This is a genomic window from Halomonas sp. BC04, assembly GCF_000568385.1.
Window position 1 is genome coordinate 1 of the sequence record NZ_AZQX01000214.1, and the last position, 12,552, is coordinate 12,552.

The window sequence follows — 12,552 nt, forward strand, 5'->3', positions numbered from 1 at the left end:
GGGGCGGTTGGCGGTGTCGCGGCGCGGGCCGAAGCTGTTGCTTGCCACCCAGACTGGCCGATGATCTCGGCGCTGGAGAGGTTGCGTTGAAAACCCTGCTTGCCGGTGGAACAGAAGCTGCAGTCCAGTGAGCAGCCGACCTGGGAGGAGACGCACAGGGTGCGACGCTTGCCGTTCTCGGCCGGGATCAGCACGGTTTCCACATAGGTGCCGTCCTCCACTTCCAGTACCCACTTGCGGGTGCCGTCACTGGAGGTGCCCTCATAGACCACCGCGGGCCCACGAATCTCGGCTACCTCGGCCAGGCGCGTGCGTAGCGCCTTGGACAGGTTGGTCATGGCCGCGAAGTCGGCGCAGCCTTCGTGGTGGATCCATTTCATCACCTGGGCGGCACGAAACTTCTTCTCGCCGATGGAGAGGAAGAACTCTTCCATCTCCTCGCGAGTCATGCCGAGCAGGTTGGTGCGTTGGGAAGCGGTGGCGGTCATGGCATCACGGGCATCGGAGGGACAGGGGCGGGGGCGAAAATGCCCCCGCGGAGGCAAGCCTGGTGTGGCTTAGCGGGGGCAGACTTCGTCGGCATTGAAAAAATAGGCGATTTCCCGCTCGGCGGAAGCCGGAGAGTCAGAGCCATGTACGGCATTGGCATCGATGGTCTCGGCGAAGTCGGCGCGGATGGTGCCCGGGGCCGCTTCCTTGGGGTTGGTGGCGCCCATCAGATCACGGTTCTTGGCGATGGCATCTTCGCCTTCCAGCACCTGCACGACGACCGGGCCGGAGGTCATGAAACCGACCAGATCCTTGAAGAAGGGACGCTCCTTGTGTTCGGCGTAGAAACCGCCGGCCTTCTCTTCGGAGAGGTGCAGCATCTTGGCGGCCACGACCTGGAGGCCGGCCTTCTCGAAGCGTGCAATGATCTCACCGATGGCGTTCTTGGCGACGGCGTCGGGCTTGATGATGGACAGAGTGCGTTCAGTTGCCATGGGGCCTGTCTCCGTTGGCAGTGCGTATGGGGATAGCGCCACGCCGCGCAGGTCTCGAAGAGAAGCCGGCGCGGCGCGGCGCTACGAATAAAGGTGCGTTCGACGTCGCACGCCAGGGCGGCGCGACGATTCAGCGCATGAACAGTGGGCGCAGAGTATAACGCTCCCGGCGGGCGTTGAACAATCGTCCAGCCCTCACGAGCGGAACAATTGCCCGGCTGCCACGGCAGTGGGCCTGGGTGAACGCGTCACACCGTGAAACTTTCCCCGCAGCCGCACTGGTCCTTGACGTTGGGGTTGTTGAAGCGGAAGAAGCGGTTGAGCCCTCCGAGACATAGTCGACCTCGCTGCCGTCGAGCATCTCGAGCGCATCGGGGGCAACGAAGACGGTCACGCCGTGATCCTCGAAGGCGATGTCGTCATTGGCCGCTTCGTCGGCGAAATCGAGGACATAGCTGTAGCCCGAGCAGCCGCTGGGCTTGACCGAGACCCGCAGGCCCAGTCCCTGGCCGCGCTCCTCGAGCACCCGTTGGATCTGCTCGGCGGCGGCGGTGGTGATCGAAAGGTGCGCCATCGTCATTCTCCTGCTTGTGTGGGTGGGCATGGCCGCCTAGCGGCGCAGGCCCGGAAGAGCATGTTGCAGGGCATCCACTGCCCTGTCGATATCGGCTTCGGTGGTGAATCGGCCGAAACTGAAGCGAAGCGATGCCAGCGCCAGAGGGCGAGGCACGCCGATACCCTTCAATACATAGGATGGCTCAACGCTCGCCGAGTTGCAGGCCGAACCGGTCGAAAGTGCGATGTTGCGCAGCGCCATCAGCAGCGACTCGCCGTCGACTCCCTCGAAGGCGAGGTTGAGAATATTGGGAACCGAGACATCGACAGCGGTGTTGCGATGAATGCCATCCAGGTTGGAGAGGCCTTCGAGCAGCCGGTTCCGCAGCGCCAAGGTGCGGGCCTGGTCGGCTTCGCCCTCCCGGGCGGCCAGGGCGAAGGCTTCACCCATGCCGGCGATCTGGTGAGTCGGCAGGGTGCCGGAGCGCATGCCTCGCTCGTGCCCGCCGCCGTGAATCAGGGGAGCCAGGCGGATATCCGGCTGCGCCTGACGTAGAGAACGCCCACGCCCTTGGGGCCGTAGACCTTGTGGCCGGATAGCGACATCAGGTCGATGCCGAGTGCGGTGACATCAAGGGGTATGCGTCCCACTGCCTGGGCCGCATCGACATGGAACAGGGCGCCGCCGGCATGCGCAACCTCCGCCAGCCCTGCCAGGTCATGGATGCAGCCCAGCTCATTGTTGACCGCCATCAGCGAGACCAGGACCGTATCGGTACGCATGGCATCGCGCAGCTGCTCGGGGGTGACACGCCCGTCTCGCGCCGGGGTCAGCCAGGTGACCTCGAACCCTTCGGCTTCCAGCGCCAGGGCGGTGTCCACCACCGCCTTGTGCTCGACGATCGAGGTGATCAGGTGGCCGCCCCTGCTGCGGTTGGCCCGCATATAGCCGATCAGCGCCAGGTTGTCGGCCTCGGTGGCGCCGCTGGTCCAGACGATCTCGCGCGGGTCGGCGCCGATCAGGTCGGCGACCTGGCGGCGGGCGCTCTCCACGGCCTGTTCCGCCTGCCAGCCGAGCATATGGCTGCGCGAGGCGGGGTTGGCGAAGATGCCGTCCAGGGTGAGATGACGCTGCATCACATCGGCGACACGGGGGTCGACCGGGGTGGTGGCGGCATAGTCGAGATAGACGAGGTCACTCATGGGCTCGCGGGCGTCTCCATGCGGGGACTTGTGTGGTGTCCGTGGGCGTTCAGGGCGTAGAGGTCAGGATGGTATTGGCATCCAGTCGCCCGCGTTGGCGCTTGGCGATCCGGCGAACATCGCCATTCTCCACCAGCCGGCCGAGGGTGATGCCGTCGAGAAAGCCATGAATCTGCTCGGAGAGGTCACACCACAGGTGGTGGGTCAGGCAGGTATCGCCTTGCTGGCAGTCCGACAGCCCCTGGCAGCGGGTGGCATCCACCGACTCATCCACTGCGTCGATCACCTTCGCCACCGAGATCTCCTCGGCCGGTAACGCCAGCAGGTAGCCGCCGCCAGGGCCGCGAACGCTCTTGACCAGCGCCGCGCGGCGCAGCCGTGCGAAGAGCTGCTCGAGATAGGGCAGCGAGATCTGCTGGCGACGGGATATGTCGGCCAGGCAAGTGGGGCCTTTGTCGCTGTGCAGGGCCAGGTCGAGCATGGCGGTGACGGCGTAGCGCCCCTTGGTTGTTAAACGCATGGGAGCGTACCTCTGCGCCATCGTCTGGGGTGGCGCTCAATGTGGCGAGGCCGGCGGGCCACGGGAGTCAGAGCGTCATTATGGTAAAGCCCGAGTGTTCCGGTCAACCATTGTGCTGGGTATCGCCCTTGTCATCCTCTCCCGGCGTGTGCTGGGCCGGCTTGGTCGGGCCGCAGCAGGCATCGACATCGTCGAGGATATCGGCGAAATCCTCGTCGCGCAGCTCGGGCAGGCGGCCATCCCGGTAGCTGGCGTCGAGCTTGCGTAGCGTACCGCACATGCGCTCGATGCGCTCGTCCACGGCATGCATGTGGTCGAGCATCGCCTGGATGGAGCGCGCCACGGGGTCGGGCATGTCCTCGCTGACCCCGTAGGCGTCGAAACCGAACTTCTGGCAGATCGCCTCGCGCCGGGCCGGGTCGATATCGAGGACGGCGGCCACGTCGGGCTCCTCGCGCTTGACGATCTTGCCGGGAATGCCCACCACCGTGGCACCGGCGGGCACCTCCTTGGTCACCACCGCATTGGAGCCCACCTTGGCTCCGGCCCCCACCGTGAACGGACCGAGGATCTTGGCCCCTGCCCCGACGATCACCCCCTGTTCCAGTGTGGGGTGGCGCTTTCCCTTGTGCCAGCTGGTGCCGCCCAGGGTGACACCCTGATAAAGGGTGACGTCATCGCCCACCTCGGCGGTCTCGCCGATTACCACCCCCATGCCGTGATCGATGAAGAAACGGCGGCCGATCTTCGCCCCGGGATGAATCTCGATGCCGGTCAGCCAGCGCGAAAAGGTCGACAGGGTGCGCGCCAGCCACTTGAGGTGTTTCTTCCAAAGCCAGTGTGCCAGGCGATGAAGCAGCAAGGCATGCAGGCCCGGATAGTTGGTCAGCACTTCCAGGAAGTTGCGCGCCGCCGGGTCACGGGCGAATACGCTGTTGATGTCCTCGCGCAGGCGTTGAAACATGCGGCGGTCCTTGGGGTGGCGGTTGGGCGGAGCCGCTACGGCAGCTGTCGGGGTAACTTCCCATATTGGGGGCGCAGGGGGCCGCCTTCAAGGCGATGGGGTGTCACTGTCGTCGGATTCGTGCCGTTGACCAGCCTGTTCAGAGGCTGCCTGCTTCTTTGTCGCGGTGAGAATGCCGCGCAGGATGTTGAGCTCCATGCGCTCGGGACGGGCCTTGAGGGTAAAGCGCCGCAGCCGTGCCATCAGTTGCCGGGGCAGGGCCGGGTCATGGAAGCCGATGGCGATCAGTGTCTGTTCCAGGTGGGAGAAGTAGTGCTCCAGCTCCTGGTGACTCGCCAGCGGCTGGTGGGGGGCGGCCTCGTCGCCTTCCTCTTCCTCCTGCTGTGCCAGCCAGGCCAGCCGGCACTCATAGGCCAGCACCTGGACTGCAGCGGCCAGGTTGAGCGAGCTGAAGTCCGGGTTGGTCGGGATATGCACATGGGCATGGCAGCGCTGGAGCTCGGCATTGGAGAGACCGCTGTCTTCGCGACCGAATACCAGCGCGACCCGTGACTCGGGGCGGGACAGCTCTCCAGGCAATCGGCTTCCCAAGGCCCGGGGGGTGATCATCGGCCAGGGCAGGGTGCGTGAGCGGGCGCTGGCGCCGACCACCAGGGTGCAGTCGGCAACGGCCTGTTCCAGGGTCTCGGCCCGGTGGGCGCCATGCACGATAGAGTCTGCACCGGATGCGCGGGAAATGGTGTCGCTGGTCAGTGGCTCGCAGCGCGGCGCCACCAGCGCCAGGTCGGCAAGTCCCATGTTGTGCATGGCGCGGGCGGTGCCGCCGATATTGCCGGGATGGCTGGTGCCGATCAGAACGATGCGGATGCGGTCGAGCATGGTGGTCCTGCCTGTCGCGTCACGGGAAAATAGGGCGCAGAGTTTACCATGTCCGCTTGCGGCGATGGCACGGTCGGGGCAATTCTGCTAGGATTCGCGCCGACACGTTCGACTCGCACGATTCGTTCGAACCAGCCTGTTCTTTAACACCACCGACGCTCCAAGGCCCGATCATGCATCCGATGGTCCAATTTGCGTTGCGCGCTACGCGCAGTGCCGCCGAGCAGTTCCTGCGCATTCGCGAGCGCATCGAGAACTCTCACGAAGAACACAGTCTCGAGCGCCTGCTCGAGGACACCGCCCGCAATGCCGAGACGTTGATCGCGCATCAGCTCAGCCGCGGCTATCCGCTGCACGGCATTTCCGGCCGCTTTACCGCCCACCGTTCCGGCGAGGGCGAAGGGCAGGACATCGAATGGCGGATCGAGCCCTTCCATGGTTATTCCAGCCTCGGCGTTGCCGGCAAGGGCTTCGCCCTCTCGCTGGTCTGCCTGGTGAAGGGACGCCCGGAGCATGCGGTGGTGATATGCCCCTTCAGCGATGACGAATACCTGGCCAGCCGTGGCCGCGGAGCCCAGCACAACGGCAAGCGGATTCGCGTGCCCAAGACCACCGCCATCAGCGGTGCCAGCCTGGCCATGAGCCTGCCAGAGTTCGACCAGCGCAGCCGCCACCTGCCCGCCTACCTGACCCTGGTCCAGCAGCTCGGTCCCCTGGTGCAGCTCCAGTTGGCCACCGGCAGCGGCCTGCTCGACATGGCCGAGCTCGCCGCGGGCCGCGTCGATGCCGCCTTCGTGCTGGGCCTGGAAGAGCAGGACCGTCTCGTCGGCAGCCTGCTGCTCAAGGAAGCCGGCGCACTTATGGGCACCCCCGATGGCCAGCCCTCGGTGGAGGACGACGGTCGACTCATGGCCGCCGGGCCACGCCTCTACAAGGCCCTGGTGCAGCAGCTCAAGCCGCACTTCTGATGTGACAGGGTTCCCCTGACGAAACCGCCCCCGCAGCATTGCTGCGGGGGCGGTTTTCGTTGGCGCCGAGGGTGAGTGCCTTACGGCAGTTCCTCCTCGCCTTCTTCCAGCTCCTCCTTCTTCGGCGGGATCAGGTCCTTGCGCTCCAGCTTCACCGCGAGCAGCAGGGCCGCGGCGACATAGATGGAGGAGAAGGTGCCGACCACCACGCCGATGATCAGGGCGATCGAGAAGTAGTGGATCATGTCGCCACCCAGCAGCAGCAGTGCCATCAGTACCAGCAAGGTGGTACCGGACGTCGCCAGCGTGCGGGAGAGGGTGAGGTTGATCGCTTCGTTGAAGATCGCCGGCATGTCGTCGATTCGTGACTTGCGGATCGTCTCGCGGATACGGTCGTAGACCACGATGGTGTCGTTGAGCGAGTAGCCGATCACCGCCAGCAGGGCCGCCAGCACGGTGAGATCGAAGTCGAGCTGGAACAGCGAGAAGATGCCGACCACGATGATCACGTCGTGCATCAGCGCCAGCAGAGCGCCAATGGCGAACTTGTACTGGAAGCGAAAGGCCACGTAGAGCATCACCACGCCCAGCGCCACCAGCAGCCCAAGGCCGCTTCGGTCGCGCAGCTGCTCACCCACCTGGGCGCCGACGAACTCGGCACGGATCAGCTCGACGGCGTCGCCTTCAGCGCGCAGCAGGCTGACCACCTGCTCGCCGACGTCGGGGTCGAAGGCCTGCTGCAGGCGGATCAGCACCTCGGTGGAGGCGCCGAAGGTCTGCACCGAGACGTCGCGGAAGCCGGCGTCCTCCAGGATCAGGCGGATGGCCTCCAGTGAAGGCGCCACGCTGTAGCGCACCTCCACCAGGGTGCCGCCGGTAAAGTCCAGCCCCAGGTTGAGCTGCTGGAACAGCAGCGAGACGATCGACGCCAGGATCAGTACCGCCGACACCACGAAGGCGATGCGGCGCTTGCCCATGAAGTCGAACTGTCGATTGATGAGGGTTTTCATTACCACCTCTTATATCCAGAGCTTCTTGACTGGTTTACCACCGTAGGTGAGGTTCACCATCGAGCGGGTCACCAGCAGGGCGGTGAACAGCGATGTGATGATCCCCAGCGACAGGGTCACGGCGAAGCCCTTGACCGGTCCGGTGCCGATCGAGAACAGGATTACCGCCACCAGCAGGGTGGTGATGTTGGCATCGACGATCGAGGTGAAGGCGCGCTCGTAGCCGGCATGTATCGCCTGCTGAATCGATAGACCGCTGCGCAACTCCTCGCGTATTCGCTCGAATATCAGTACGTTGGCGTCCACCGCCATGCCCAATGTCAGCACGATGCCGGCAATGCCGGGCAGGGTGAGGGTCGCGCCCAGCATCGACATGGCGGCGATCAGCAGGGTCAGGTTCAGCGCCAGGGCCACGTTGGCGAAGATGCCGAACACCTTGTAGCGGATCAGCATGAACAGCACCACCAGCACCAGGCCGATCTGCACCGACATGACGCCGCGCTTGATGTTTTCCGCCCCCAGGCTCGGGCCGATGGTGCGCTCCTGCACGAAGTAGATCGGTGCCGCCAGGGAGCCGGAGCGCAGCAGCAGGGCGAGCTCGGCCGCCTCGGTGGGCGAATCGAGCCCGGTGATGCGGAAGCTGTTGCCCAGCGCGCTCTGGATGGTGGCCAGGCTGATCAGGCCGCGCTCGGTATAGGGCTCGCGAACGGTGACCTCCTCGCCGTTCTCGATCACCGTGCGGTCGCGGGTCTTGTGCTCGATGAAGAGCACCGCCATGTTGCGGCCGATGTTGGTGCGCGTGGCGCGGTTCATCAGCGTACCGCCGGTGCCGTCCAGGTTGATGTTGACCTGGGGCCGGCCGTTCTCGTCGAAGCTGCGGCTGGCGCTGGAGACACTGTCGCCGGTGATGATCACGTCGCGCATCAGGTCGGCGCTGCGCGAGGGATCATTGCGAAAGCTGAAGGTCTGGGTTTCCACGTCCGGCGTGTCTGGGCGCGCCTCGAGGCGGAATTCCAGGTTGGCGGTGGCACCCACCACCCGCTTGGCAGCCACGGTGTCCTGGACGCCGGGCAATTCGACCACGATCCGGTCGGGCCCCTGGCGCTGTACCATGGGCTCAGCCACGCCCAGCTCGTCGACCCGGTTGCGCAGGGTCGTGAGGTTCTGGTTGACGGCGTAGTCCTGGAGATCGTTGACAGCCTGCTCGGTCATGGTCATGACCAGTTGGGCGCCGCGTCCATCGCCGACGCTATCATAGTCGAAGTCGCGGAACTCACGGGCGATCAGCCGGCGTGCGGTGTCGCGATCCTCTTCATTGGCGAAGGTGATGGTCAGGGTGCGACCTTCGATCTCGGTGCCGCGGTAGCGGATACGCTCGCTGCGAAGCTGCTCGCGCATGGCGCTGGCATTCACTTCGAGACGCTGCTCGAGAGCCGCGTCCATGTCCACCTCCAGCAGGAAGTGCACGCCGCCGCGCAGGTCCAGGCCCAGGGTCATTGGCGAGGCGGAAAGCGCCTGGAGCCATTGGGGGGTAGCTTCTGCCAGGTTCAGCGCCACAACGTACTCGTCGCCGAGCATGCTGGCGATCATGTCCCGGGAGCGCAGTTGGTGGTCGGGATCTTCCAGGCGGATCAGGACCCGGGTGTCCTCGCTCTCCACGCCCTTGATGTCGATTCCGGCGTCGAGCAGCGACTGGCGAATGCTGTCGAGCTGATCGGCATCGATGGTGGCATCGCCGCGGGCACTACTGATCTGTACCGACGGATCTTCCGGATAGAGGTTGGGCAGCGAGTAGACCAGGCCTACGAGCAGCACAATACCTATCAGCAGATACTTCCACAGGGGGTAACGGTTGAGCATGCGAGCCCTGCCCTTGGTTGCTGAAAACGGGTTGCTGAAAATGAGAAGAGGTGGCTGACACTGCGGCCAACGATACGACAACACGGCCGTATGCCGGGGGCGCGGAGGGCACCCAGGGCATCGGCCGGATTGCGACCCTCGCCGTTACCCGACCGGGGAGGGTCGATCGGAAAGGACGAGGAGCGTCGAAGTCAGATGGACTTGATGGTGCCCTTGGGCAGCACGTTCGCCACAGCGCTCTTCTGTACATTGACCTCGGTATTGTCCGCGATTTCCAGGGTGATGAAATCATCGCCAACCTTGGTGATCCGGCCCAGCAGGCCACCGCCGATGACTACCTCTCGCCCTTGGAGAGGCCGCCGACCAGTTCGCGGTGCTGCTTGGCCCGCTTGGCCTGGGGACGCCACAGCAGGAAGTAGAAGATCAGTACGAAACCGACCAGCATGATGATCTGTGCCATGCCGCCACCGGCGCCGCCAGCGTCCTGGGCCATGGCCGGAGAGATGAAGAAGTCCAGCATGAGAGGCGTGTCTCCTGAGAGGGTAAGTTAAGGTTGCGTGCGAGAAACGTTCATCGAGCGATGCTGCGGGGCAGGTAGTGCTCCGGCAGTCGGTCGACGATCAATTCGGTGCGGGAGGTACCGGCAGCCCCCGCTGCGCATAGTAGCCTTCCACGAAGTCCGCCAATGTACCCGCTTCGATGGCACCGCGCAAACCGGCCATGAGGCGCTGATAGTGGCGCAGGTTGTGGATCGTATTGAGCATCGAGCCGAGCATTTCGCCGCAGCGGTCCAGGTGATGCAGGTAACCGCGGGAGAAGTGCTGGCAGGTATAGCAGTCACAATCGTCTTCCAGGGGCCGCGTGTCATGGCGGTGCTTGGCATTGCGGATCTTGACGGTGCCTTCGGCGGTGAAGAGGTGGCCGTTGCGGGCGTTGCGGGTGGGCATCACGCAGTCGAACATGTCGACGCCGCGGCGAACCCCTTCCACGAGGTCTTCCGGCTTGCCCACGCCCATGAGGTAGCGTGGGTATTCCTCTGGCATCCATTCGGGGAGATAGTTCAGCACTCCAATCATCTCCTCCTTGGGCTCGCCCACGGAGAGGCCGCCGATGGCCAGGCCGTCGAAACCGATCTCGAGCAGGCCCTCGAGGGAGCGGCGGCGCAGCTCGGGGTGCATGCCGCCCTGAATGATGCCGAACAATGCCGATGGCGAGTCACCATGGGCATCGCGTGAGCGTTTGGCCCAGCGCAGCGAGCGCTCCATGGAGAGCTCGGCTTCCTGCTCGGTGGCGGGGTAGGGCGTGCATTCGTCGAAGATCATCACTACGTCGGAGCCCAGTGAGCGCTGCACTGCGATCGACTCCTCGGGCCCCATGAAGACCTTGGCCCCATCCACCGGTGAGCGGAAGTGCACGCCCTGTTCGGTGATCTTGCGCATTTCTCCCAACGAGAAGACCTGGAAGCCACCGGAGTCGGTGAGGATCGGCTTGTGCCATTGGGAGAAGTCGTGCAGGTCGCCGTGGGCCTCGATCACCTCGGTGCCCGGGCGCAGCCACAGATGGAAGGTGTTGCCGAGGATGATCTCGGCACCGATCTCCGCAACCGACGCCGGGGTCATGCCCTTGACCGTGCCGTAGGTGCCGACCGGCATGAAGGCGGGGGTCTCGACCGTTCCCCGGGGAAAGGTCAGTCTGCCACGGCGTGCCCGGCCGTCGCTGGCCAGCCGCTCGAAGGACATGAAGGATTCGTTACGCATGGATATCTCGATAGGGAAGCAGGACGTGTCGAGCAAGGTCAGGCCTGGCAAGGACTGGCGACAGACCGCAGTTTACATGACCTGCATGAGGCGTTAGAGCTGATGTTAAACGCTGCATGATGGCACTCAGCCTGTCTTGCGGGTCAGGAACATGGCATCGCCATAGCTGAAGAAAGCGTAGCGCTCGGCCACGGCCTCGCCATAGGCGGCCAGCGTCGTCTCGTACCCGGCGAAGGAGGACACCAGCATCAACAGCGTCGACTCGGGCAGGTGGAAGTTGGTGATCAGGCGTCCACGCAGCGCCACTCGTAGCCCGGGTAGATGAAGATATCGGTCTCGCCGCTGTAGGGGGCGATCTCGCCGTCGGGGCTGTTGGCGCAGGCGCTCTCCAGGCAGCGCACGCCGGTGGTGCCAACCGCGACCACGCGACGACCGGCGGCACGGGCGGCCCGAACCTTCTCGCAGGCCGCCTCGCTGACCTCGATCCACTCGCTATGCATCTGATGTTCGCGGATATCGTCGGCGCGCACCGGCTGGAAGGTGCCGGCGCCCACATGCAGGGTGACGAAGGCGCTCTCCACGCCCCGCTCCGCCAAGCGCTGCAGCAGCGGCTCGTCGAAGTGCAGGCCGGCAGTAGGGGCGGCCACGGCGCCGTCGCGTCTGGCATAGACGGTCTGGTAGCGCTCGCGGTCCGCCAGCTCGTCCTCTCGGGTAATGTAGGGCGGCAGTGGCATATGGCCATGGCGTTCGAGCAGTGCGATCAGCGGTGTCTCTCCGAGGAAGCGCAGCTCGAACAGGGCGTCGCGGCGGCCCTCCACCACGGCGTGGATGTCGCCCTCGAAGATCAGCTCGGTGCCGGGCCTGGGCGACTTGCTGCTGCGCAGGTGTGCCAGGCCCCGGTGGGCGTCCAGCGGCCGCTCCAGCAGCATTTCCACCTTGCCGCCGCTGGCCTTGTGGCCGTGCAGCCTCGCGGGAATTACCCGGGTATCGTTGAACACCAGCAGGTCGCCGGGCTCGAGCAGATCGAGAAGGTTGGTAAAGCGGCGGTGAGCCAGCTCGCCAGTGGCGCCATCCACGCACAGCAGGCGGCAGTCGCTGCGCTGCTCGGAGGGGTAGCGAGCGATCAGTTCCTCGGGAAGCTCGTAATGGAAGTCGGCGCGCTGCATGCAAGGTCGGGTCCGCAGGAAAGATCGGCAGAAGCGGCTGTCGGGCAGCCGGACAAGCCCGCAAGGATACCGAAAATCGGCCGCGTCGTCAGGCCTTCCGATTGACCTGTCGTCACGGCCACGTATAATGCACCGCGCTGCCGGCGTGGCGGAATTGGTAGACGCAGCGGATTCAAAATCCGCCGGGTGCAAGCCCTTGTCGGTTCGAGTCCGACCGCCGGTACCACTTGAAAAACAGTCGCTTACGAGCGGCTGTTTTGCGTTCTGGCCTCGTGCTTTCCCATCACCCGAGCCACAACCACCGCTATGATAATGTAGGGCTATAGCGATACCGGCGAGGGGACGCACATGGGGATGGAGGACCGGGAGGAGAGCTGGAAGGAGGGGGACCGGCGTGAGGGCCGGCCGCCGCCGGGGTGGTTGCGGCGCGGTCGCGAAAGCGCGGGCGATGAGTTCGCCGATGAGGCGGGCTTTCCACCAGGCCGCATCGGGTTGGCCGTCGCACGGTTGAGAAGCCCGGAAGGCGCGGCTTCCACGTGGTCAGTTTCCTCATCGGCAGCGCGGTGACATTCGCCCTGTTGATGGTGGTGCTCAACCTTAGCCCGGAAGCGCTCTACGTCCCTTCGAGATCACCCGCAGGGCGCTGGAGGTCCTCGGCGTGATGTGACCTTCCGCTATTTCCTTGAT

Annotated in this window: 8 protein-coding genes, 1 tRNA gene and 5 pseudogenes; 2 read left to right on the forward strand and 12 right to left on the reverse strand. The window is 65.0% G+C overall.

The window, feature by feature from the left end; genetic code table 11:
* From Q427_RS14825 to trmJ, 7 genes and pseudogenes are all read right to left on the reverse strand, one after another.
* Window positions 1–488 (reverse strand): annotated as a pseudogene (locus tag Q427_RS14825) (23S rRNA (adenine(2503)-C(2))-methyltransferase RlmN); the annotation flags it as partial.
* Between the two features lie 69 nt (window positions 489–557).
* The gene (ndk, locus tag Q427_RS14830; protein WP_043515280.1) at window positions 558–983 is read right to left on the reverse strand and encodes a nucleoside-diphosphate kinase; all 426 of its coding nucleotides are present in this window, start codon (window positions 981–983) and stop codon (window positions 558–560) included.
* A 248-nt stretch (window positions 984–1,231) separates the two neighbouring features.
* Window positions 1,232–1,557, reverse strand: a pseudogene (locus tag Q427_RS14835) (HesB/IscA family protein).
* 36 nt (window positions 1,558–1,593) lie between these two features.
* Window positions 1,594–2,741 (reverse strand): annotated as a pseudogene (locus Q427_RS14840) (aminotransferase class V-fold PLP-dependent enzyme).
* 49 nt (window positions 2,742–2,790) lie between these two features.
* Window positions 2,791–3,261 (reverse strand): Fe-S cluster assembly transcriptional regulator IscR, encoded by a 471-nt coding sequence (iscR, locus tag Q427_RS14845; protein WP_043515282.1) that lies wholly within the window; start codon window positions 3,259–3,261, stop codon window positions 2,791–2,793.
* Between the two features lie 103 nt (window positions 3,262–3,364).
* A complete protein-coding gene (gene cysE / locus Q427_RS14850) occupies window positions 3,365–4,225 on the reverse strand; it encodes a serine O-acetyltransferase (RefSeq protein ID WP_043515284.1) in 861 nt (286 codons plus the stop codon).
* Between the two features lie 87 nt (window positions 4,226–4,312).
* Window positions 4,313–5,104, reverse strand: a complete 792-nt coding sequence (gene trmJ / locus Q427_RS14855) for a tRNA (cytosine(32)/uridine(32)-2'-O)-methyltransferase TrmJ (protein WP_043515287.1) — start codon at window positions 5,102–5,104, stop codon at window positions 4,313–4,315.
* 173 nt (window positions 5,105–5,277) lie between these two features.
* Here trmJ and Q427_RS14860 point away from each other — a divergent pair, with 173 nt between their 5' ends.
* Entirely contained in the window at window positions 5,278–6,072 is a 795-nt protein-coding gene (locus Q427_RS14860) for an inositol monophosphatase family protein (protein ID WP_043515289.1), read from the forward strand.
* Window positions 6,073–6,152: 80 nt separating this feature from the next.
* Here Q427_RS14860 and secF read toward each other — a convergent pair whose 3' ends face one another.
* The 5 genes and pseudogenes from secF to queA all read right to left on the reverse strand — a co-directional run bounded on the left by secF (window position 6,153) and on the right by queA (window position 11,865).
* Window positions 6,153–7,082, reverse strand: a complete 930-nt coding sequence (secF, locus tag Q427_RS14865) for a protein translocase subunit SecF (RefSeq protein WP_043515291.1) — start codon at window positions 7,080–7,082, stop codon at window positions 6,153–6,155.
* 9 nt (window positions 7,083–7,091) lie between these two features.
* Window positions 7,092–8,942 carry a protein translocase subunit SecD gene (gene secD / locus Q427_RS14870; protein ID WP_043515292.1) on the reverse strand — a complete coding sequence of 617 codons (1,851 nt, stop codon included), beginning with the start codon at window positions 8,940–8,942 and terminating at the stop codon, window positions 7,092–7,094.
* A gap of 191 nt (window positions 8,943–9,133) precedes the next feature.
* Window positions 9,134–9,462: pseudogene (gene yajC, locus Q427_RS14875) on the reverse strand (preprotein translocase subunit YajC).
* Between the two features lie 100 nt (window positions 9,463–9,562).
* Window positions 9,563–10,681, reverse strand: a complete 1,119-nt coding sequence (tgt, locus tag Q427_RS14880) for a tRNA guanosine(34) transglycosylase Tgt (protein WP_197030660.1) — start codon at window positions 10,679–10,681, stop codon at window positions 9,563–9,565.
* A gap of 144 nt (window positions 10,682–10,825) precedes the next feature.
* A pseudogene (queA, locus tag Q427_RS14885) lies at window positions 10,826–11,865 on the reverse strand (tRNA preQ1(34) S-adenosylmethionine ribosyltransferase-isomerase QueA).
* A gap of 139 nt (window positions 11,866–12,004) precedes the next feature.
* Between queA and Q427_RS14890 the strand changes: the two are divergent.
* A tRNA-Leu gene (locus Q427_RS14890) sits at window positions 12,005–12,091 on the forward strand.
* The last annotated feature ends 461 nt before the right edge of the window (window positions 12,092–12,552 follow it).

What these genes read in the sequence shown, in the direction of transcription:
- ndk (WP_043515280.1), bottom strand. Translation starts at nt 983, where the DNA reads ATGGCAACTGAACGCACTCTGTCCATCATCAAGCCCGACGCCGTCGCC.
- iscR (WP_043515282.1), bottom strand. Translation starts at nt 3,261, where the DNA reads ATGCGTTTAACAACCAAGGGGCGCTACGCCGTCACCGCCATGCTCGAC.
- cysE (WP_043515284.1), bottom strand. Translation starts at nt 4,225, where the DNA reads ATGTTTCAACGCCTGCGCGAGGACATCAACAGCGTATTCGCCCGTGAC.
- trmJ (WP_043515287.1), bottom strand. Translation starts at nt 5,104, where the DNA reads ATGCTCGACCGCATCCGCATCGTTCTGATCGGCACCAGCCATCCCGGC.
- Q427_RS14860 (WP_043515289.1), top strand. Translation starts at nt 5,278, where the DNA reads ATGCATCCGATGGTCCAATTTGCGTTGCGCGCTACGCGCAGTGCCGCC.
- secF (WP_043515291.1), bottom strand. Translation starts at nt 7,082, where the DNA reads ATGAAAACCCTCATCAATCGACAGTTCGACTTCATGGGCAAGCGCCGC.
- secD (WP_043515292.1), bottom strand. Translation starts at nt 8,942, where the DNA reads ATGCTCAACCGTTACCCCCTGTGGAAGTATCTGCTGATAGGTATTGTG.
- tgt (WP_197030660.1), bottom strand. Translation starts at nt 10,681, where the DNA reads ATGTCCTTCGAGCGGCTGGCCAGCGACGGCCGGGCACGCCGTGGCAGA.